We start from the raw sequence: 21831 nt of genomic DNA on the forward strand, positions 1-21831 counted from the left end.
AAGTAAATCAGTGGGTGACGCGGATGGTTTGTCATGTTTCGATGTTACGAGTGGGAAACCGTTGCAGGAAATTTGTTTCGTGGCGGATACCATCTTAATACGCATCGGTGATCGCGACTGACGCACTCAATCTAGGGTCGCCCGTGGGGAGCAACGATATGCGGGTCGCGATCAGCGATGCACCGAGCAGATACACGCAGACGGCAAAGATCAATGTGCCGATTTCGGGCAGGCCGATGGTGAAATGTGGCCCCAGCTCCGGCATCACCAACCAGTACAAATCCAAATAGTGCATCACCAACAGCCAGCCGGTCCAAAAGATCATCGCGTTTTTGTTGGTCTTCACATGCCGTGACATGATGCCCATGAATGGGATGATGAAATGTCCAAACAGCAAAAACACCAGCAAGTAGCCCCAACTGTTCGTGTAGCCTTCGGCCATCGACGCGCCACGAACGACAAACCAGCGTGTCGTTTCGGGGACGTTGGCATACCACAACAGCATGTATTGGCTGAACGCGATGTATCCCCAAAAGAATACAAACGCGAACAATAATCGTCCCAAATCGCGGCGGTGTTCGTCGGACACAGCGACCGGGAATAGCTCAAGCCGCTGTAGCAGAAGAATGGCCAGCAGGTTGATCGAAAAGCCACCGACGGCACAACCGGCGAAGTAGTAAACCCCGTAGATCGTGCTGTACCAGTGCGGGTCGATTGACATCAAAAAGTCGAAAGAAGCGTAAGTCAACGTGATACCGAACGCGAACACGCAGATTCCGGCCCACCATTCCATCTGTCGCGTGTCGTGTTCGCCACCTGCGGAATCCTGATGACGCGAACGGCTGAAGTAGAACCATGCGATCAACGTCCAGATTCCGAAGAACACCACGCTGCGCAGGATGAAGAACGACGGGTTCAGCCAGCCTTGTTTGCTAAGAGTGAGTTCGTCGACGGTTTGATGGACGTAAAGACTGTCGTGAGTATTGTGGTGGTCATCTACGACGGAGTGACTTTGCACGGGGCCCGCGGCTAACACCGTCGGCTCATTGGGAAGCGCGACTCGATTTGCTACCGGCTCTTTCGTAGTGGACGTGGCTACAGGTCGCTGTCCGGGATCTTTAGCAAGATCCACTACGACTGATCCAGGATCTTTAGCAAGATCCACTACGAATGATCCGGGATCTTTGGCAAGATCCACTACGGCTGGTAGGCCATGTTGTTGCAACTCGCCGCTATCGCGTTTAGCCCAGGGATAGAGACTGCCGCTGCCGCCGAGTACGGACAAAGCGATCGGAACAAATAACACGGCGACCGTGACTATGTTCAAACTGAAAATCTCAGCGGGGCGTCGAACCAATACGCCCCAGCCGGCACGCATCAAGTGCTGAATCAAGACAAAGAACAACGATCCCAACGAGAGGCTGAGGACAAACGCAAAAGCCACCAGATACGCCAGCATCACTCGCCGGCTACCGCCTGAGTAGACGGTGGCTCCAATCAGCGACAGCACCGCACCTGCGATGGCTCCTCCACCAAGGATTTGAATCAATTTGCGTGGGAACGAGAGGAATGGTTTGTTCATGGGTTAGCTCCCTGGGGTGACACTTGCGGCGTGTCGCCTTGCGGTGCCGCGACCGGCGTTATGCTTTGCAAATACCTGATGTACGCGACGATTGCCCAGCGATCATGCGGATCAATCTGTGCTCCATAGCTCGGCATATTTCTCACGCCGTCTCGGATCGCTTGAAAAATTTGACCATCGGCTCGATCACGAATTTCTTGCGTCATCAGGTTCGTCGCGGGCACCCATTTTGGTTCTTTCAGTTCAATCGCCCGCTGATTCACCGGTCCGTCGCCCACGCCTGTCGCACCGTGACAAACGGTACAGTAAATCCCGTACCGTTGTTGTCCACGCTGTAGCAAAGATTCATCGACCATAACTTGCGACGGCATTGTCGTCATGAACTGAATTGCACCACTGGTCGCGTCTTTGCTAAACCCATCGAAGAAGTGAGCGTCGTGACGCAAATGACCTCGGGCAATCGTGCCTTCGATCGGCGTTCGCATCGCACGGCCGTCCTCAAACCACGGATGGACCGACTGCGTGCCAAACTTGGCTTGTTTGTCCATGTCCATAAAGAAGTGGACTCGAGGTTGCCGCGAAGTCGTACCACGCACACGGTAGATCAACACTAACGGAACCCAAGTTGCAACGACGACAATGGCAAGCAACAAAATCATCCACCAGGGTGGTCGACTGAGATGCAGTTCGCGAGCTAAACGGCTAGGCGTCGGCAGCGGAAAACGTTCTTCTTGATAAGTCGGCATTCGATCAATCCTCCGTCACGACTTCGATAGCCAGCGGACCCAGTGATTGCAGAAAATCACGTGTCTTCTCTGCATCGAACTGCATATCTTCAGCTTCGATCACAATGAACATTCGGTCGGCAGTCGCGCGCAGAAACCGTTGGCTCTTGTTCAGCGGATTGTGCAACATCGGCAGCTTGTTCAATCCCAGCATCCCCAGCAGTGTGCCGATGGCAGCGAACAGGATTGTGGTCTCGAAGATGATCGGGATGTTGGCGGGCAAGCTGAACGTTGGCTTGCCGCTGACGAGGAATTCATAGCCTTGGACACTCGCTGAGATACCGGGCATGGTCGTCGCGTTCATCCACCACGTCAGCACGAGTCCGAACGCGGCTCCGGCCACCCCATGCGCCAGCGTGATCCAGGGCAGGATCGTCGGCCGCAGTCCCATCGCTTGGTTGATGCCATGAATCGGCATCGGGCTGTGGACGTCCCAAATCATATAGCCTTCGTCGCGAACTTTCTCTGCGGCGTGCATGATGGACGATACCGAGTCGAACTCGGCGATCAGTGCGTAAGGTTTCTTGTCAGTCATGATTGTTCATTCATTTTGTAGCGAAAGTCGCCAAGACTTTCGGTATCGCCAATTGCCGAAACTCTTGGCGAGTTTCGCTACGGCACAACTTGGCGACACTCTTCGCAAGTTTTGTAACGAAACTTTTTTTGGATGCCCTCTATGTAAACCAGTGCCCACGGCGTAGCTCCTCGGGCGTATCGGGTGAAGGTTGATAATCGAATCGCGTTGGTAGGTGATCGCCGTGTGCTTGCGGCATCACCGTCTTGACTTCCGCCATCGCCACCATCGGCAGGAACCGACAGAACAAGAGAAACAGCGTGAAGAACAATCCAAAACTGCCCAGCAACATGAACAAGTCCACCCAAGTCGGCGAGAACATCGCCCAGCTTGATGGCAAGTAATCTCGATGCAGCGAAGTCACGACAATCACAAACCGCTCGAACCACATGCCGACGTTCACTAAAACTGCGATCGCGAAAATCACCCACACGCGTTTCCGTACCCAGGTGGACCACAACGCTTGCGGCGCGATGACGTTGCAAAACACCATCAACCAGAACGCCCACCAGTACGGACCCAGGGGACGGTTCATGAATACAAATTGCTCGTAGTGGTGTTGGCTGTACCAGGCCGTAAAGAATTCCACCGAATACGCATAGGCCACGATCATTCCGGTGCCCAACATCACCTTGGCCATGTTTTCGATGTGCCGATGCGTTATCAAATCCTTCAAGCCGAACCATTCTCTGGCTGGGATCGACAACACCAACACCATCGCGAAGCCACCGAAGACGGCACCGGCGACAAAGTACGGTGGGAAGATCGTGGTGTGCCAACCAGGGACCTGCGACGTGGCGAAGTCGAACGACACAACACTGTGAACACTCAGCACTAACGGCGTCGCCAGTGCAGCCAACAGCAAGTAGGCTTTTTCAAAACGCAACCAGTGTCGGTTCGATCCGTTCCATCCGAGTGCAAACACCCCGTACGCGAGTTGCTTGAAACGTGTCGTGCTACGGTCTCTCAGCGTAGCCAGATCGGGGATCATGCCCATGTACCAAAACAGCAGCGATACCGTCGCGTAAGTGCTGACGGCGAACACGTCCCACAACAACGGGCTGCGTGCTTGCGGCCACATCGCAAGTTCGTTTGGATACGGTGCCAACCAATACGCGAACCAAATTCGACCGACATGAATGCCAGGGAACAGTCCTGCACAAACGACCGCAAAGATCGTCATCGCTTCGGCAAACCGATTGATCCCGGTCCGCCAATTCTGACGTAGCAAAAACAAGATCGCGGAGATCAGTGTGCCCGCATGGCCGATGCCGACCCAAAATACAAAATTGACAATTGGGAATCCCCAACTGACCGTGTTGTTGTTGCCCCAAACGCCAACCCCGGTCAGCAACAGGTAGGTGATCGTGACGATCAACACCGAGAGCAGCGACAGCGAAATCGCCATCGCGACGTACCACATCGGCGGAGTACGCCGCAGAGCAAGCTGGGTGACGGTATCGGTAACCGTGGTGAAATCGTTATCCCCCAAGACCAAGGGCACACGCTCGCTGGGATTGTTGGCTTGCAATTCCCACTGTGACGGCTCGACGATCGTTGTGCTGATGGTGCTCATGGTTTGTTCCGTAGCTTAGGCTTCCAGCCTGAGTTTCCACTTCATTCCCAGGCTGGAAGCCTAGGCTACGCTTCTCGATTTCGAATCTTGCCCAGGTACGTGGTCCTTGCCCCTAAATTGTTTCCTGCCAACACCTCATACGACCTCGCATTCTGCCGGGCTTTGGATACTGCAGATTCGGGATCGTTCAAATCACCGAACACGATTGCCTGAGTCGGACATGTCGCCTGACATGCCGTTTGCACTTCGCCTTCGGCGACCAAGTCCGACTGACGCAAGCCTTGCGCGTTCTCGTTCTTGGCACGAATTCGTGCGTCCACGATTCGCTGGACACAATACGTACACTTCTCCATCACACCGCGCATACGCACGGTCACTTCCGGGTTGTGAACCATCTTCTTCAGCGTCGAAACCTCTTCGGGTTGCTGTTGGTCCGGTAGTCCCACCCACGGTTTGGCTGGTGTTCGCGGATCGGAGGCTTGATAGTCAAAGTAATTGAAGCGGCGGACTTTGTAGGGACAGTTATTCGCACAGTAGCGAGTCCCGATACAGCGGTTGTAGACCATCGAGTTGAGTCCCTCGCTGTCGTGAACCGTCGCTGCCACCGGACAAACTTGCTCGCACGGCGCGTTTTCGCAGTGCGCACACGCCATCGGTTGATGGACCACATCAGGCGACTGGATATCGCCTTTGTAGTATCGATCAATTCGCAACCAATGCATCTCGCGATTGACCGCCACGTTCGCCTTGCCGACCACGGGAATATTGTTTTCGGCTTGGCAAGCGACAACGCAACCGCTGCAGCCGATGCAGGCGTTTAAGTCGATCGACATGCCCCACCGATGAGGCGAATCATACTTGTGAGGCAGGTCGAACAAGGGTGCTGCGTGGACGGCGTGTTCGTCGCCGTGAACCGCATGGTGATCGTGTTGATACTCGGCAAACAATGTTTCGTGAACGATCATGCCTGGCTTGCCACGCTCACCGAGCCGTTTTAGCTTTGCGCTTTCCGCAACGGCATCCAACACATCGTGAACTTGCGTCGTTACCAACTCATAGGTTTTGCCGGTTTTTGTAAGTTCGCAATCGCTCGCCAAATAGCTGGATTTTTTCGACCGCAACGGATAAACATTGACGCCGACTTGGTTACCGATGTGCCCAGCGGCGGTACGTCCGTAGCCCAGCGGTAACGTGATACAATTACTAGCATGTCCCGGCAGGACGTACACAGGTACTTCGATGCTTGTTTCGTGCTCACTTCGGGTCAGATTCACAACATCGCCTATCGCCAGTCCAAGAGATTTCGCATCCGCTGGACTCATCAACGCGGCGTTGTCCCAAGTCAACTTGGTTAGCGGTTCGGGTAGTTCTTGCAACCAAGCATTGTTCGCGAACCGGCCGTCATATGTTTTGACATCGGGTGCAAATCGGACTTCCCACGGTGCATCACTCTTAGCAGCAACATAAGTCGAGTCGAGTTTTGCAGGTAGTGGATCAACCGTCGCAAACGCACTGTCGGCTTTCACTCCCGCGTGCAGTGCCCGCTCCCAATCCTGCCGCGTTGCATCTTCGAATAGTTTGTCAAATGTCGAACGCACCATACTCAGCGACTTGGCCGCAGATTGTCCCGACAGCATTGCCAGCAACTCAATTGGTGACTTGCCATCGAATAGCGGCAGAATCAGTGGTTGCTGAAGTGTGTAAGTTCCATCCCATGCCCGACCGTCCCCCCAACTTTCCAGGAAATGAGCCATCGGCAAATGCCAAGTGCAAGCCTTGGACGTTTCGTTGTCATGCAGACTCAAATGGATCGACGTCAATGGTCGGCTGTCGTCGGAGATTAAATTCAGTCTCGCGTCCCCGGGGGCGTCGTAGACAGGATTGCCACCGATGATCACCAGTGTGTTCAAGACGTTGCCTTGCAGCAGCTCACTCAAGTCCGTGATCTGCTGCACGCACGCTTTCGCACTCGCCAGTGGTTCTTCGGTGTAGGCGACGCCGTGACCAACGGCGCCGATTTTCTGGTTGATCGCGTGGGCGAGTTGATGTGATGCAGCGCTGAGAGCTGGCCCAACCACGACGAGTCCAGAGGCACCGGCCTGTTTCAAGTCGACCGCCGCGTTCTCGAGAAATTCCGTTTGCGATTCGCTCAACCCGCTGGGTTCGGTCGATAGGATGCCAAGGCGATAGGCAACATAGGCGATCCCCTTTTCCACCAACGTTGGTTTCATCGGCAGTCGAACATCGGCAGCAGACCCGGTGATGGTGAGACTCGGTTCCATTGCGTACAGCCGGTTCATGCTGCCGGAATCGACACTGCGACGACCGGCCGACCAGTCGCGAGCGTGTCGTAGCGAAGCCGGATGACTGCCCAATAAGTCGGTATCGAATGTCACGATCGTGCTGGCTTGTTGCAGATCATATTGTGGTCGCAAGACACGACCCCACGCAGCGTGGCTGCCCGCAAAGTCGTTGTCGCGGTGAAGCGGTTGGTACTCGAACCACCGTGCTTTGGGAAACGCCGCCTCGAACTCGTTGCGAAGTCTCGCGAAAGTGGGACTTCCGGTCGGCTGGATCAGAAACGCCAGCCCATCGCCTCGGCGGCTACGCAATGTTTGGAAGTGCGGGGTGGCGAAGTTCTGAAAGTGATTCCACGAGGACTGTGAGCCGTAGGCGTTAGCCTCGGGCCTGTTGCTGTGTTTGCCGCTCTGGTTGGGGCCCGCGGCTAGCGCCGTCGGCTCAGGTTGTCGCAACCACGGACTTCGACTGCGATCGGGGTCGTACAACTCCAACACGCTCGCCTGAGCAAATGCACTGGCGGCACCAAGTGAGAACGGATGATCCGGATTGCCTTCGATTTTGATGGGTCGCCCGTCGTAACTTTTGGCCAGAATCCCCGTCGAGACACCATCCAACTCGAACGACGTTGCATAGTGCTCGGCGATGCCCGGCGTGAACCCTTCGGGGCGTGACGTGTGCGGTCGCACTTCTTCGACAGGCCAGCGACGGCAACCCGTGCTGGTGATCCCGGCCAGAGCCATCGAGGCCCCGAGCAATCGCAAGAACTGACGCCGATCCGTCGTGCCAATCGCTTGCGATAAACTCGGGAACTCTTGCTCGATGTACTGTGCCACCTCTGGCGATCCAGCCAAATGTTCGATACTGCGGTAGTATTCAGGGCCGCATGTCTCGTCCGTAGCGGATCTCGCCAAGGATCCATTTGCGACAGGAGGTTTAGCAACCTCCACTACATCAGTGCGGGGTTCTATCGGTGACATGTGGTACAGCTCGTCATGAATTGTCTTGATTGGACGTGATACTCCGTCGCCAACTCGGTGCCCAATGCGAGCTGTGATTTTCCGGTCATGGCCAACGCATCCCAACTCATGTTGGTCACTTGATCGCGCGGTCTCAGATGATTCTCGGGTGCACGATGACACTCCAAACACCATGCCATCGACAGCGGTTGGTCCTGCTGGACTTCTTCCATTTCATTGATCTGTCCATGGCACGTTTGACAGGCCACGCCTTTGTTGATGTGTGCCGAATGATTGAAGTACACAAAGTCTGGCAAGTCATGCACCTTCACCCACGACACCGGTGTCCCCTTTTCAAAACTGGTCCGCATTTCTTCCAGTTGCGGGCTTTCAGACTTGATCGCGGCGTGGCAATTCAGACAGGTTTGGGTCGGTGGGATCGCCGCGAACGCCGCCTTTTCGACGGTTGTATGACAATAACGACAATCCATTCCCAGCTTGCCTGCGTGAACCGCATGCGAAAACGGGATTGGTTGCTGCGGTTGATAGCCAACGGACCGCGTCGTCAGCGACAGCCCGAGCGTCAGCAATAGTGGCAAATAGGTCAGCACACCGATGGTGACGATCAGCGCAGCCGGGAACAGGTAGTTCGCCCAACGCGGGAAGTAGAAGCGATCATTCATAAAACGATTCCTACATCCAAACAAAACCCATCACAAAGACGATCAGCCACACGACCGTCGCGACGAGCCATCCAACCGTCGATATACTCCACTCCGACTCGTCGCCACTCGGAACGTCTTCTTCTTTCAGCCGTCTGAACAACACATCACTCGATACCACCATCACGCCTACCAAGAACAAACCGTGAATCCCGGTGAGTCCAAGAATGAGCACCTGCGATAACAAGTCCCGTCGCTGTTGATCGCGGCGAATTAATGACGCATCGTCACCGATGTCATCGCGACCGCTTAACGAAATCATTCCTGACGGAGGAGTCGGACCAGCGGGAACGACCCATTTAGAAAGCTGGACAGGTGGCGGAGCGTTGGGGGCGGCGTCGGCTATTGCCGTTTCAGCACTGGCGCCTTGCACGGAGCGAATGAACGCGACCAAATGCACGATCTTGTCATCGCCGAGAAATGGATTGCCGCCTCGCGCGGGCATCACCTTCTTGCTTTTGTTGTTCGGGTCCGTCGCAGCACGGCCCAAACGAATCACACCGGCAACAGCGGCGGCGTCCGCTGCCGCGATAAACTCGCTGTCTCGCAGTGATGGGGCCAAATTCGGGAGGCCGCCACCGGTTGGGCCGTGACAGGTAATGCAAGTTGTTGAAAATATCTTTTGCCCTTCTTCCGCATTCCCCTCGGCCATCGCAACGGGCGCGGCAACGTTTGCTTGGGATCTCTTGCCCGATTGCGAATAGTCCATCACGACGGGGGCCGAACCCAACGCCCGAGCAAACATCACCGAGTGGATGCCCAAAGCGATCAAACCGCATCCCAGTGCCATGGCCACATGCGAATAAACGGCCATCAAATTGCCGCTGGTTTCGCCACCGGAACGTTGATTCTGGGCGGCCTGCCGTGACCAGAACAAATTCACTAGCGCCCATCCGAAAGCCAGCGCGGACAATAATGCCCAGCCACGATCGAGGGCATGGTCGGCCGAAGCAGTTGAGTGAAGATAGCTGGCCGAGACAACGACCAGAAAGCCGAGCAGAACCAAGAACGCCAGCCACAACACAGCCAGTCCCGTGAACACCGTGGGCGGCATTTGGAAACCGGGCGGTTTATCACTTTCGTCGCGATCGGTCGCAATCTTGGAGCGATTTGACACGGGCGTCTCACCAAAAACAAGCGAATTGGCTACTTGACACTAATTGACGATATACTACTCTTTATTTCGGCGTTAGGCAATGTAGTGAGGTCGAGTAATGGGTAACTGCGACGTTTTGTCGTGATGCTGCCGAGTGGCCTACAGCGATCCACGTTTTCTACCCGGAGTCGAACGTTCATGGATAAATCCAAACGAAACTTGGTCGTCGGATTGGCTGGCATCGCCGTGTTGCTTGTCAGCGTGCTGATCTACGCGCAAGTCAATGCAGCGCACAACTACGAGTTGCCGGAATTCCAAAGCGGAACCGTGTCACCCGCTACGACAGCAAGTAGCAATTGACGACCCAGGTCACCAAGTCATCAATTTGGCAGCGTGAAAATTTCAAACACGATGTCCCGCGCGGAGTATCGTCGGTCACGATAGCCAGAATCTTTACGTCCGCGACAGCCAGCGGAACATCACTCTGGGACTCACGCCAAACTTCGATCTTGTCCGCACCCGTTTGCGAGTCTCCTTCGACGATCACCAAGTCGCAGTTGGCGAACATCGGATCAAAGGCCGCGTATCGCTCGTCGGCCAGCGCCGATACATCGTTCCAAAAGCATGCGTTGAGCTGCGGCGACAGAATGCCAACGCAAGCCGCACCCGAAGTGCGATGGCGGTGCGAGTCCTTTCCAGGCGTATCAAGTTCGTGATCGTGATGCGTGTGCTTGATCGTACCGATTCGATAACCCAGCTCAGTGAGCCGAACGATCAGTTCGCTCACCAGCGTCGTCTTGCCGTGGTTCTTACGACCAATGACGTGTATTCTTTTCATGTTCTCTCTTGCTCATCGAACGCAGCTCGATTCCTGACGGATCATCTTTGAGTAAACGATCGACCAGCGCCGACATAGCCTGACGTACTCGTTCCTTGATTCGCATCGTGCAGGAATCGCAAACATCTTCCAAACATCCCGCATCGTAAGCCGCCGGCGTGACTTGTGATGTTCATCCCCGACTCATGATCCAGTACAAGCGTCTGCCAATAGGGAATCTGAGACGGATGATGTTGACGTTTGATGTGAACTTTGAATTGCTCGAACGACACTAGAATGAACCGACGCTCGCAGACTTGCTAAAAGTGTACCTGCAGGTGCACAGTAGGGGGTGGTCTCATGTTTGTCCAGTCCCGCAGGAGTCCAGGAGTTGAATCATGGAGAACCCACGAACGGTCTACGATATGCTGGCGATGCTTGCTGATCCTTGACGAACAATTGATCGCATCGTTCCACATTAGCGGCAACTAGTGGTCACGTACGCGAATTTCATTGAAGTCGGATAACCATTCACGCTACGGATTCGCTCTTCGGCGACGTCCGTTCATCGGATCGAGCTCGCCCCAATAGCCTCCGATGATGTGGGGATAGCGACCAGGAGTGACGTGGTAGTGCGGGCCTCGGTCGGCGTCTTCGTGAAGATTGAAATCGTTGAGCGGATTCTTGCTGTCGTCTTTCGCTAACAAACCAGCCGCTTCATACGGTCCGTAGACGGGGAAGCCGTCGAAGGCGAAGCCGATGATGTTGGAGTGTCCGTGCCCCTCATCGCTCCAGGGCGTTTTCACGCAGACCGGGTACTTGTGATAGTGATATTGCTGCTGCGGGCTGGGGTGACCACAGCAACGATCCAATCGCCAAACCGCGTCGGTTTCAAAAATGTGATCGAATGGATTGAAAAAGATTACACCGTTGGTTGCCACCCCGATTGGTCCCATCGGCAGCGCTTGGTTTGAATTTTTTTCGTCCATCGCGAACGCGTTGGGATCGACTTTGGGTTGCAGCGGCAAGTAGTGCGTGTTGGCTTGTTCTTTGATGTACGACGGGTTGCCGTCGAGCATCCGCCAACGATCGGGAAACGTCGCGGTGGGGTGATTGGGCAGATTGCGACTGCGGATGACGATGTGAGTGTCCGTGACGTTGATGATGACCGCGTACGGTTTGAACACGTCCTTGGTGACTTCATTGCCATCGAAATCCAAGTAGCCCGCCCGCAACCACGAACTCATGTTGCCGGCAAACGGGGCTACGAATCGATCGGTTTTGTACAACAGTTGATCGTCGTTGGTGTAATCGAATTGCTTTGGCACCGTGCGATCGCCTCCTTTGGGATCGAAGTACCATCGTCCGCCAAGTGACACCAGTGATCTCGGATTGGGCTGAGGGAAATCTGTCGCGGTCGCCTTGGCCGGTTGATAGCTGGCCGGCGCGTCGATCGGTTCGAGCTCCATCGAGTTGATCCAGAACTCTGATCGCGTACCTTCGCCTTTTCCAGATGCGAAACCAACGCTCAGCTTGAGCGAATCGACTTCGGCAAACGGAGTGCGAAAGTCCATCGCGTAGGTTCGCCACGTCGCGTGACCGAGGCTCTCGTTGGTGGCTTCGTCTCGCAAATCCTTTCGTTCACGCAACACCTGCGGGTAAATGCGTTCCTTGATCAAGTCCAGCGAATCGCCGTTTTTTTGCAGGAATTCGACCTTCAAATACAGGTCGTCTTGGACGACTTGGAAATCATCTTGTGCGAGCCCCGAGATATAGAAGCGGTACCAACGTTGGTCGGCTGTGACTTGCGAGGATTCCAGCGTGACTTCACCGGCGACCACGCCATCACCGTTGCTGTCTTCGGCGGACAACAGCCGCACGCCCGATCCGTTGGATTCGACTTGCCGATTGCCCAGCACTCCGTACGCCGCGTCGCCACGCAGCTTTGCATGGGCGAGCGATTCGCCTTCTTGTGGCATGGTGATGGCAGCATCATTTTCAGCGGCATTGTTTTCGGCGACTAACATCTCGCCATTGGAAGCCGCGGGCTCATCGTTGCGGACTTGCTGTTGAAACAGCGTCAACTGAGCGAACAAGTCAGCGGCAACGCTGGACTGGCGACTGGCAAGGTTCGTTGATTCCGCGGTATCGGACCGAAGATTGTAGAGCTCAATGTCACCGCTGGCCGGTTGTATGAGTTTCCAATCTCCGCGAATGATCGCGTGGTCGTTTTCGGCGATCACAACCGTGCGATCGACTTGCGTGCCGTTTTTAAGATTCGCCCACAGATTCATTCCGTCCAACGGTTTTTGGTTTTGCAGCTTCACTCCGGTTGCTGCAGCCAGCGTCGGCAGTAGGTCGTGGATCGCAAAGGGTTGCTCGCTTTGGGTTCCCGGATTCAGCACTCCTGGCAATCGGATGACGCACGGCACATGGATACCCCCTTCATAGACCTCTCGCTTTTGCCCCCGAAACGGTGCGTTGGTTCCAACTCGAACCGCTCCGTTGTCGGACGCGAAAACGACAATGGTCTCGTCGCGAATTCTTTGATCGTCGATCGCTTTCAGAATGTGACCGACGCCTTGATCCAACGAGTCGATCATCGCTGCATAGGTGGCGTCACGCTGATTCAAGCGTCTTTGATATTTCGCGATCAGATGCTCGGGAGCTTGAAAGGGATTATGCGGGGCGCTGAACGAGACCACCATGCAAAATGGCTTGCGTTTGTCGCGTGTTTGAATTTGCTGGGCGGCTTCAGCGGCTAACAAATCTGTCGCGTAGCCTTGCTCGTTGACCGTTTTTCCGTTGCGTTGCCAATCGAGTATTCCTCGACCAGTGGTGTGTTGGAAATAGTCGACCGAGGCGTCCATGAAACCGTAGAAATGATCGAATCCGCGTTGGTTCGGATGAGCACCGGACTGGTTGGAACCACCCAAATGCCATTTACCAATCAAGCTGGTTTGATAGCCGGCGGCTTTGAAATCCGCAGTGAGGAGTCGTTCGTCGATCGGCAGTCCAATATCGCGATCACGGACCGGCCCTGCAATTCCGTAGCGATGCGGAAACCGCCCCGTCAACATCGCAGCCCGCGCGGGACTGCACGCGGGATAGGCGTAAAATCGATCCAGCTGTACGCCTTCCGCCGCCAATTGGTCGATGTTCGGAGTGTCTGCCGTGCCCCCATGAAAGCCCACATCACCCCAACCCAGATCATCCGCCAACAGGATAACGACATTGTTTTGAGCCATCGCGATGGACGACTGGCAAGCGATCACAAAGCCAACGATTGCGACGAGCAAGCTGTGACCAAGCCAGCTATGACCAAGCAAACTGGGACCGAGCCCGAACGGCTTTCCAACGGTCGCTTTTCGTCTGGCCGGGGTTAGAATTGGAAGTGCCATTGGGCTTTCGCTGTTGTGAGATGTGGGATTTTTCCTGCCGCGATCATCTAAAACCCGCTTATCCCGGCCAATCTACTAGCTTTGTTGAGATTTTGTGATTGAAGATTTCGAGCAGTCGTTACGACGAGGAGACGCGACGCATTTTTCGGATGCGTTTGCGCTTCATCGCGTGCGTCTGTGGCAAATCATTCACTTTCGTCTGAGTGATCAGGTTCGTGCTCGCGTTGATGCGGACGACGTGGTACAGGAGGTTTACCTGGATGCTGAGAAGAGGCTGTCGCATTTCCTCAGCGGTGATTTTCCGTCGTTTTTCTTGTGGCTACGGTTGGTCGCCCAACAGACGCTCAGCCGCGTCCATCGCCGCCATCTTGCCACTGAATCCAGGTCGACATTGCGAGAGTCGGAGGCGAGCTCCGGGAGCGATTGGGGCAAAACATCTGCTTGCCTTTCGCAGCGATTCATCGCGCATTTGACCTCGCCCAGTCAAGCGGCGGTGAAAAAGGAATTGATCGCGGAAGTGAGAAATTCGCTCGAGACGATGAACGAGATTGACCGCGAAGTCGTCGCGCTCCGCCACTTTGAAGAATTGACGAATCAAGAGGTCGCAATTGAACTCGGAATTACCCCCAAGGCAGCAAGCATCCGCTACGTCCGAGCGCTGGAACGCCTCAGAAACGTGCTGGAACGGATTTGATGGCTGCTTGGACTTTCCGTAGAAGATTTTAGTAGCGAAACTCGCAGAGAGTTTCGGCCACACCGCACAACTCCGAAAGTCTCTGCGACTTTCGCTACCGATTGAACCCGAAATCAGACCGTAGGGCCGGTTCCTACCGGCCGACTCCATTGAGCCGTAAAGGACGGCCGGTGGGAACCGGCCCTACTCGAAACGGGACACTCATTTTCCGCTCGTTCCTAAGTTCTATTTCTACTGCTTGGTTGTCCAGTAAAGGAATAATGAAGATTGCCGTCAGATTACCTGTAGAAATTCCGGTGTCGTGGGGTTCTTTGTACTATCCCACTCGCAACATTCCACTTCCCCGGACCCAATGATGAAACGATTTGCACTTCTTTCCGTCTCCTGCGCGATGGTTCTGTTTCTTGGTAACTCGTTTGTGCATGCTCAACCACCTGGCGGTCGACAGGGTGGCGGCGGTCGTGGTGGTCAAGCGGGCGGTGCAGTGCGGGGCCAGCAAGGTGGGGCTCAGCAGACGCCGCCACTGATACGGATTTTTGATGCTGACAACGACGGCGAACTATCGGCCGCCGAGATTGATGCCGCTGCAGTAGTGTTGCGTAAACTAGATCAAAATCGTGATGGACGTTTGACCGCCGAAGAATTGCGGCCAAGCGGTCCAGGTGGACCGGGCGGGCCTGGTGGCGAGCGTGGGCCTGGTGGACGCCAAGGTGGTCCCGGGCAACAAGGTCCTGGTGCTCGTGGGCAGGGAGGACCAGATGGTGGCGGCGGCGGGCGCGGCGGTGATTCCGCTCAAAGTGACGAAGCATTTGCAAACCAAGTCCTGGCGTTCGATGCCAACAAAGACGGATTGCTCAGCCAAGCAGAACTGCCCGAACACATGCACCACGCATTTGCTCTCGCCGATGCAGACAAAAATGGTACGCTTGATCAGGCCGAACGTTTGGTGCTTGCCTCGCAGTTTCGCCGCAACAAACTTCAACCCGGCTCAGAAAACCTCGAAATGAAAAACCGTCCCACGCAAGGTCGCCGCGGCGGCGGCGGGAACTGATGCTCGCATGATCCATCCCGACATCGCTGATTCTGACGACTCTGCCTCCGACGACACCGACATCTACGCCATCGTCGATGTGCTGGCCAGCGATTTCATTGCCCGATATCGAAGCGGGGATCGCCCGACGATCGAAGAGTACGCCATTCGCCATCCGGAACTAAGCGAGCCGATTCGCCGCGTCTTTCCGCTCGTGCTGTCGGTCGAAAAGGTTAAGGTGGACCAGCAAGCCGAGCAAGACGGTAGCGCGACGCTGGCGGGCCGATTGATTGAGCGGCTCGGTGACTTCCGACTCGTTCGCGAGATCGGTCGCGGCGGTATGGGCATTGTGTATGAGGCGATGCAAGAGTCGCTGATGCGGACGGTTGCCATCAAGTTGCTGCCCAAGCAAAGCTTGCTCGATGACGAGGCACTGGCCCGATTTCAGCACGAAGCCAAGACCGCGGCCGCCATGCATCACTCGAACATTGTGCCCATCTTTGGAACTGGAGAAAACGATGGCACGCATTACTTGGTGATGCAATTGGTTCGAGGCGAATCGATCGACAAACGGATCGCCGCGAGTGGAACCGAGGCGTTCGGCTTTCGAGAGACCGCCCAGGTCGGTCGGCAAATCGCGGACGCACTCGCCTATTCACACGCCAACGGAGTCTTGCATCGCGACATCAAACCTGCCAACGTCTTGATCGACGAAAACGGTACCGCACAAGTCACCGATTTTGGACTCGCTCGAAACACGCATGACGATCCCACCATGACTCGCGCACTCAGTGGCAGTCCGCGATACATGGCGCCGGAACGATACCGTGGCCAATCCGACGCGCGTTGTGATATCTATGCGTTAGGTCTGACGCTTTATGAAATGGTGGCCGGCATTCCCGCCTTCATTGAATCTGACCCGCACCCGTTGATGGAATCGGTTCTCCAACATCGCGTCAAGCCACTGAGCAGCCTACGCGGCAACATTCCGCTTGACCTGAAAACCATCATCACCAAAGCCATCAGCCCCGAGCCGGCACACCGTTATCAAACTGCGGCTGAGCTGCGAGATGATTTAGACCGCTATCTGGCCGACGAACCAATCCAGGCACGCCGTACTTCCGCCGTGGCACGATTGTTTCGCTGGTGTCGGCGAAACCCGAAGATGGCGATGGCCACGACGATCGCCGTTGCTTCACTCGTACTGGCGACGCTGGCGTCGACGGGTGGTTGGTTGATGACGTCGGCGGCGAATCGGCGGACCAGCGCCGCACTACGACAATCCGAGCAAACGGTTGATCTCGCCTTGCAATCGCTTGACGGTGTTGTCGACATGGTTTCGGTTCCGGCAAATAATATCAGCGATGTCGGTCTCGAAGAATCCGCCGCGACCACGTACTCGCTGAATCCATCGCCGCATACGGCGGAAGTTCTGCAAAGCATCCAACCGCTCTACGAACGACTCTCTCAGCAATCGCCAACCCGGCCGGACATCGTCGAGCAAATGATCCGAGCCACGGTCCGGCTCGCGTTGATCCAGCGGCAACTCGGTCAAACGTCCGACGCGATCGAGTCGCTTCAGCACGGCATCGAAGTGCTCCGAACTCGCGGCGAGACCGCAGGTTTATCAAAGAATGAGAGCCAATTGTTAATGGCTCGTTTACAAAATGAACTAGGTGACGTTTATGCGGTGGAGCTCCGCTTCGATGAGTCCGAACAAGCCTTTGATTCAGCCTTGTCGGCAGCGAGCGATCTTGCCAAGAGCAACACCGAAGGCATGCTGCAACTCGCACGTGCTCACGTGGGTCTCGGCGATCCACCACCGCAGCGAAGACGAATCGAGTCCCAAGCCAACAAACCGCCGCACCAGCGCAGGCTGCACCTGCGGGCGGCTGACGAATTATTGGAAACACTCCACCAATCCAACACGAATGCAAGTCAGGTCGTAACGCTCCGTGCCCGAGTTCGGCTGGCGCAGTCACGGATCGAAAAACGACCCGCTGCAAAACGTGCAAAATTTGAGAGCGCCATTGAAATCCTGCGGCAACAACTTGATGTTTCGCCCAGCGATACCACGGTGCGATACACGTTGGTCGAAGCCTTGGCAGCGGTAAATTTGCGGCGTGAAGTCCAAACGAAGCTCCAGCGATCCGAAGCCGCAACGCGTCTCCGCGAAGCTCTTGCCGAGCTTGAGACATTGCAACAACAGTTTCCTGACACACCGATCTTCGGCGTCTCCGAAGTCCACATTCGCCACAAGCTGTCCAACATTGCGCGAACTGAGAAAGACTTCGACGAAGCGAATCATCAGCTGCAAAAGGCTCTCGCGATTCAGTCGACACTGGTCGACGCGGCACCTGAAAACTTGTCCCATCGTTGTTGGCGCGCATTGTTGTATCGATCGCTTGCCGAAATCTGCAATTTGCAAGGCAACCAGGACGCGGCTGGCGATGCGATCGCAAACGCCGCCGCAGATATCAACGCGATTTCGCCCGTCAACCGTGACCATCCATTCGTCGTCCAGACTCGGCAGATCATCGAAGCCCTATCGAATCCATGACCTGGCATTCCATAGCAACGAATCGTCCGCAAAGACGTTTGTCATCGCGCCGGACTCGATGGCTAAAGCAGGTAGACAGAGATCATTGGGGGTTTCTAATGTAGTGGAGCTTACTAAAGCTCCTCGTTTCATGAGTCGGGGAGGATCTTCAGCAAGATCCACTACTCCAAAATTTAAGACTAACAAAGCCCCGTCGCCGGTTGAACGCTTAGGTCGCGGATACCCCACCACCGTCTTATCTTTTTGCCCATCATGTTTTTGCCTACCGTTCAGCAGAGCCCTCTCTCCTCGCGAAACTCGCTAACCGCATTACTGACCTTCGCTTACTGACGTCGTTCGCACCGGATGCGTAGACAGAAAGATTGGTGCGACAGAAAGATTAAGAAAAGCGAACGCGAAAGCCTGACTCACCGTTATCCGCGGTCTGGGCACGTGATTCTAGAAGATCGCCTGCAACCGCTTGCATCCTTGCGGCGAACCGCCCCCGTTCAGTCGTTATTGACCGAGCAATTCGCTTGCTGACGATAACGCCGTTCGCACCGGAGTTGCTTGGATGATAGCGCGGTCGCCCCCTCACCCGAGCATCGCCTAAAGGGCGTGCTCGACCTCTCCCCCGACTTCGTCGGTGGAGAGGTAACTGCGGTATAGGTCGGAAGAAAAACTCACTCCCAATATCCGATGCTAACACTAGTGCTTTAGCTGCCCAGGCTAACGCCCACGCCGCTCATGGGAATTTCTGCCTACCTGCTTAATGAGAGTGTGGGTGCGGGTGGTCGTGGTAATGCTGCCTTAGCAGATCTTTGCCGTAATCGTTCCCGTTGGGTGTTCGGATCACTGTGTGAATGTGGTCGCGTGTGGGCTCGGCGGTACGAAACGGGGCTACCCGGCGTTGGTGGTCGAACTCGATCAAGATGACCGGGCTGTGGACTCGATAGTAGTAAACGCTCTTGTCGGTCGTTCCGCCAATCCAGGCAAAGTAGGTTTCGTCGAGGTGCTCTTCGACCTCCGACATGCGAACCTTTGCGTGATCCGGACGCATGTTGCCGACGTATTCTTCGATCAAGTTGAGTAGGCCCTTCTTCTGCTCGTCGCTGAGCTCCGATCCGATGATGCCGGCGTAATCAAGGACAACGTTGTCGTTGTACGCCTCGGTTAGATTATTGTTGCCATCCTTGTTCTGCATCACGATTGCCTTGGACCGCTGGTCGTCCGTCAAGCTCTGCATGAACGCTAGGCCCTTGTTCTGCTCGTCTTGCATGACGATCGTGCCCTTGAATTTTCCGCCCTTGGCTTCAATCGGTTCCGAGCCCATGAAGACGGGGCTCATCACGACTTGGTCGCCCAACACGAAGTAGTTGATGACCAGGTGGTGTCCGTCGAGTTGCCAACCCCAAGGTTCGGTCTTGGAAGGTTCGCCCATGATCGTGACCCAGTACAGCCACTCGCCGTATTCGTCAAACTTGTTGGCAAGTTCGGCTAGCGTGCCGTTGAGCTTCATGATGTCTTTGGTTTTCTTGAGCCCCTTGGCACTCAGACTTTGGCCGATCATTTCAAAAGCCAGCTTTCGCTGCTCTTCGGACATTTCATCAAATCCAACTCCTTGGCGTGGCGACCGATGCCGATTGTCCCATTGCCGCCACTCGGAATCGTCGACTGGAAAAACCGTCCGTTTGCGTTGATCGTCATTCAATCCGGCCAAGAACGCGTCGGCCGCCTCGCGAACGGGTTCGGTGGACACGCCAGTGGACTTGATCGAAAACAGGTCGTTTTGCACGCCTTCGGAAGTGACGATACCGACGAAGGGCTCGTCGATCACTGCTGCGCGACCAGCCCGACCGCCAGGACGCTGTGAATAAACGACGACACAAGTGCCCATCAGCAAGACCGCGGACGCGGCAATCCATCGGTGATGTCTTATCATTGGTTTCTCAGTGGTTGGTGGAAGCTTTCTCGAAATTTTTTTCCGGTATCAGGGGGCGCTCCTGACAGATCTTACGCATATTAACGTAGTCGAACCAGCGAGTTGTCCCCGGATCGTGAAAATCACGGTCACCCTGATTGCTGAGTTCCTCTTGATTCTCATACATTTAATTGAACTCGATCCGCCTCCATTTTCGATCTCTTCGCGTCAAAAGACCACTAGCCCAGGCTGTTGCCATGCAAATCTGTTCCTTTCTCACCGTTGTTACATGGGTCCTGACCGCGAGCGTTGGCAATGCGGCTTGGCCCGAATTCCTGGGCCCTGGCGGACAAGCCCGGTCGTCCGATACGGTGCCCACGACCTGGAGCGAAACAGAGAATCTTCTTTGGAAAGTCGATCTTCCCGGATCCGGTTCGTCGAGCCCGATCGTCGTCGGCGACCAAGTGATTGTCACCTGTTACGTCAGCGGGTCGGATGCAAAACGTCAAGTCAGTTGTTACGACAAAAAAAATGGCAAACAGATCTGGTCCGTTGATTTCCCGATCGATTATCGCGAAGACGGCTACCAGGGCTACATCACCGAGCATGGGTACGCCAGCAACACGCCGGTTACCGATGGAGAAAACGTGTTCGTATTCCTCGGCAAAGGAGGCGTGCATTCGATCAGCCTGGATGGCAAAAAGAATTGGAGCGTCGACGTAGGTAAGGGATCGAGCAACCGCCAATGGGGATCCGCGTCGAGTCTTGTGTTGTTTGAAAATAGCGTCATCGTGAACGCTGCCGAAGAGTCGCGAGCGATCATCGCGTTGGACAAAGCCACCGGCAAAGAGATCTGGCGACAAGACGCCGACATGCTGGAACTGACCTACGGCACACCGCGTATCGTGACGCGACCCGACAGTGAACCAGAGCTGGTGATCAGTGTTCCGGGCGAGATTTGGTCGATGAATCCTCGGACGGGAAAGCTGCGATGGTATTGCGAGTCGCCCATGACTGGCAACGTAACGCCGTCGGTGATTGTCGATGGCGACACGGTGTACAGTTTTGGCGGCTATCGAGCTTCCGGCAGCATTGCCGTCAAACTCGGCGGCAAGGATGACGTCACCGACTCGCACGTTCAGTGGACGAATCGTTCCAGTTCCTATGTTGCCACACCGCTGCTTCAGGACGGACGTTTTTACTGGATCGATGATCGAGGGATCGCCTACTGTACCTCGGCCAAAGACGGGGAAGTCATCTACAAGTCGCGTGTCGACGATTTAGAGAGTGGCCGCCCCGTGTACGCGTCGCCGGTGTTGATCGGCAAGAACATTTACGTGGTGACTCGCCGCAGCGGCACGATTGTTTATGCTCCGAACGACGAATTCAAACCGATCGCCCAAAACAAGTTCGCGGGCGATGAGACCGACTTCAACGCTTCGCCCGCCGTAAGCGATGGCAAGCTGTATCTTCGCAGCAACCAGTCGCTGTACTGTGTTGGAAACCCGTAGGACCAACGCGTTGACTGTCACCTCTCCCAAACGCAGTTTGGGAGAGGTCGAGCAGAGCCTTCAGCGCTTGCTCGGGTGAGGGCCGTCCGAGCAAGCTCAATCGAACCATGCTTCAAGGTTGCGCGGTCGGCCCTCACCCGGACGAGGCCTGTGGGGCCCGTCCGACCTCTCCCGTGCTTCGCTCGGGAGAGGTAACTCGTTGAGAGTCACCTCTCCCAAACTTGTTTGGGAGAGGTCGAGCAGAGCCTTCCGCGATGCTCGGGTGAGGGCCGTCCGAGCAAGCTCAATCGAATCATGCTTCAAGGTTGCGCGGTCGGCCCTCACCC

At 55.5% G+C, this 21831-nt stretch carries 16 protein-coding genes; 5 read left to right on the top strand and 11 right to left on the bottom strand.

Annotation, left to right across the window (positions count from 1 at the left end):
- Nucleotides 1-94: 94 nt before the first annotated feature.
- The 7 genes from SH528x_RS00215 to SH528x_RS00245 all read right to left on the bottom strand — a co-directional run bounded on the left by SH528x_RS00215 (nt 95) and on the right by SH528x_RS00245 (nt 9613).
- Nucleotides 95-1582, bottom strand: a complete 1488-nt coding sequence (locus SH528x_RS00215) for a hypothetical protein (protein ID WP_442508518.1) — start codon at nt 1580-1582, stop codon at nt 95-97.
- On the bottom strand, nt 1579-2328 hold the full coding sequence (locus SH528x_RS00220; RefSeq protein ID WP_442508519.1) for a c-type cytochrome: 750 nt from the start codon (nt 2326-2328) through the stop codon (nt 1579-1581). Before SH528x_RS00220 ends, SH528x_RS00215 begins: the two co-directional genes overlap by 4 nt.
- 4 nt (nt 2329-2332) lie before the next feature.
- Complete coding sequence (locus tag SH528x_RS00225) at nt 2333-2902, bottom strand: DUF3341 domain-containing protein (protein WP_442508520.1); 570 nt, start codon at nt 2900-2902, stop codon at nt 2333-2335.
- Nucleotides 2903-3041: 139 nt separating this feature from the next.
- Nucleotides 3042-4517: an NrfD/PsrC family molybdoenzyme membrane anchor subunit gene (nrfD, locus tag SH528x_RS00230; RefSeq protein WP_442508521.1), complete on the bottom strand. Its 1476-nt coding sequence runs from the start codon at nt 4515-4517 to the stop codon at nt 3042-3044.
- Between the two features lie 65 nt (nt 4518-4582).
- Nucleotides 4583-7795: a TAT-variant-translocated molybdopterin oxidoreductase gene (locus SH528x_RS00235; protein ID WP_442508522.1), complete on the bottom strand. Its 3213-nt coding sequence runs from the start codon at nt 7793-7795 to the stop codon at nt 4583-4585.
- Entirely contained in the window at nt 7783-8457 is a 675-nt protein-coding gene (locus SH528x_RS00240) for a cytochrome c3 family protein (protein WP_442508523.1), read from the bottom strand. Before SH528x_RS00240 ends, SH528x_RS00235 begins: the two co-directional genes overlap by 13 nt.
- A 10-nt stretch (nt 8458-8467) precedes the next feature.
- Nucleotides 8468-9613 carry a c-type cytochrome gene (locus tag SH528x_RS00245; protein WP_442508524.1) on the bottom strand — a complete coding sequence of 382 codons (1146 nt, stop codon included), beginning with the start codon at nt 9611-9613 and terminating at the stop codon, nt 8468-8470.
- 177 nt (nt 9614-9790) lie between these two features.
- Here SH528x_RS00245 and SH528x_RS00250 point away from each other — a divergent pair, with 177 nt between their 5' ends.
- On the top strand, nt 9791-9952 hold the full coding sequence (locus SH528x_RS00250; protein ID WP_442508525.1) for a hypothetical protein: 162 nt from the start codon (nt 9791-9793) through the stop codon (nt 9950-9952).
- On the opposite strand, the gene mobB is transcribed toward SH528x_RS00250, so the two are convergent.
- The 3 genes from mobB to SH528x_RS00265 form a co-directional block, all read right to left on the bottom strand.
- Nucleotides 9930-10430: a molybdopterin-guanine dinucleotide biosynthesis protein B gene (gene mobB, locus SH528x_RS00255; RefSeq protein WP_442508526.1), complete on the bottom strand. Its 501-nt coding sequence runs from the start codon at nt 10428-10430 to the stop codon at nt 9930-9932. The genes SH528x_RS00250 and mobB overlap by 23 nt on opposite strands.
- A complete protein-coding gene (locus SH528x_RS00260) occupies nt 10402-10536 on the bottom strand; it encodes a hypothetical protein (RefSeq protein ID WP_442508527.1) in 135 nt (44 codons plus the stop codon). Before SH528x_RS00260 ends, mobB begins: the two co-directional genes overlap by 29 nt.
- 409 nt (nt 10537-10945) lie before the next feature.
- Nucleotides 10946-13810 (bottom strand): sulfatase-like hydrolase/transferase, encoded by a 2865-nt coding sequence (locus tag SH528x_RS00265; protein WP_442508528.1) that lies wholly within the window; start codon nt 13808-13810, stop codon nt 10946-10948.
- A gap of 94 nt (nt 13811-13904) precedes the next feature.
- Between SH528x_RS00265 and SH528x_RS00270 the strand changes: the two genes are divergently transcribed.
- The 3 genes from SH528x_RS00270 to SH528x_RS00280 all read left to right on the top strand — a co-directional run bounded on the left by SH528x_RS00270 (nt 13905) and on the right by SH528x_RS00280 (nt 18094).
- A complete protein-coding gene (locus SH528x_RS00270) occupies nt 13905-14504 on the top strand; it encodes a sigma-70 family RNA polymerase sigma factor (RefSeq protein ID WP_442508529.1) in 600 nt (199 codons plus the stop codon).
- A gap of 352 nt (nt 14505-14856) precedes the next feature.
- On the top strand, nt 14857-15555 hold the full coding sequence (locus SH528x_RS00275) for a hypothetical protein (RefSeq protein ID WP_442508530.1): 699 nt from the start codon (nt 14857-14859) through the stop codon (nt 15553-15555).
- A gap of 7 nt (nt 15556-15562) precedes the next feature.
- Nucleotides 15563-18094: a protein kinase domain-containing protein gene (locus tag SH528x_RS00280; RefSeq protein ID WP_442508531.1), complete on the top strand. Its 2532-nt coding sequence runs from the start codon at nt 15563-15565 to the stop codon at nt 18092-18094.
- A gap of 748 nt (nt 18095-18842) precedes the next feature.
- Here SH528x_RS00280 and SH528x_RS00285 read toward each other — a convergent pair.
- Nucleotides 18843-20015 carry a DUF3500 domain-containing protein gene (locus SH528x_RS00285; RefSeq protein WP_442508532.1) on the bottom strand — a complete coding sequence of 391 codons (1173 nt, stop codon included), beginning with the start codon at nt 20013-20015 and terminating at the stop codon, nt 18843-18845.
- A gap of 236 nt (nt 20016-20251) precedes the next feature.
- Here SH528x_RS00285 and SH528x_RS00290 point away from each other — a divergent pair, with 236 nt between their 5' ends.
- On the top strand, nt 20252-21505 hold the full coding sequence (locus SH528x_RS00290; protein WP_442508533.1) for an outer membrane protein assembly factor BamB family protein: 1254 nt from the start codon (nt 20252-20254) through the stop codon (nt 21503-21505).
- The last annotated feature ends 326 nt before the right edge of the window (nt 21506-21831 follow it).

The sequence above is a fragment of the Novipirellula methanifontis genome (assembly GCF_052161655.1).
GTDB lineage: Bacteria > Planctomycetota > Planctomycetia > Pirellulales > Pirellulaceae > Novipirellula.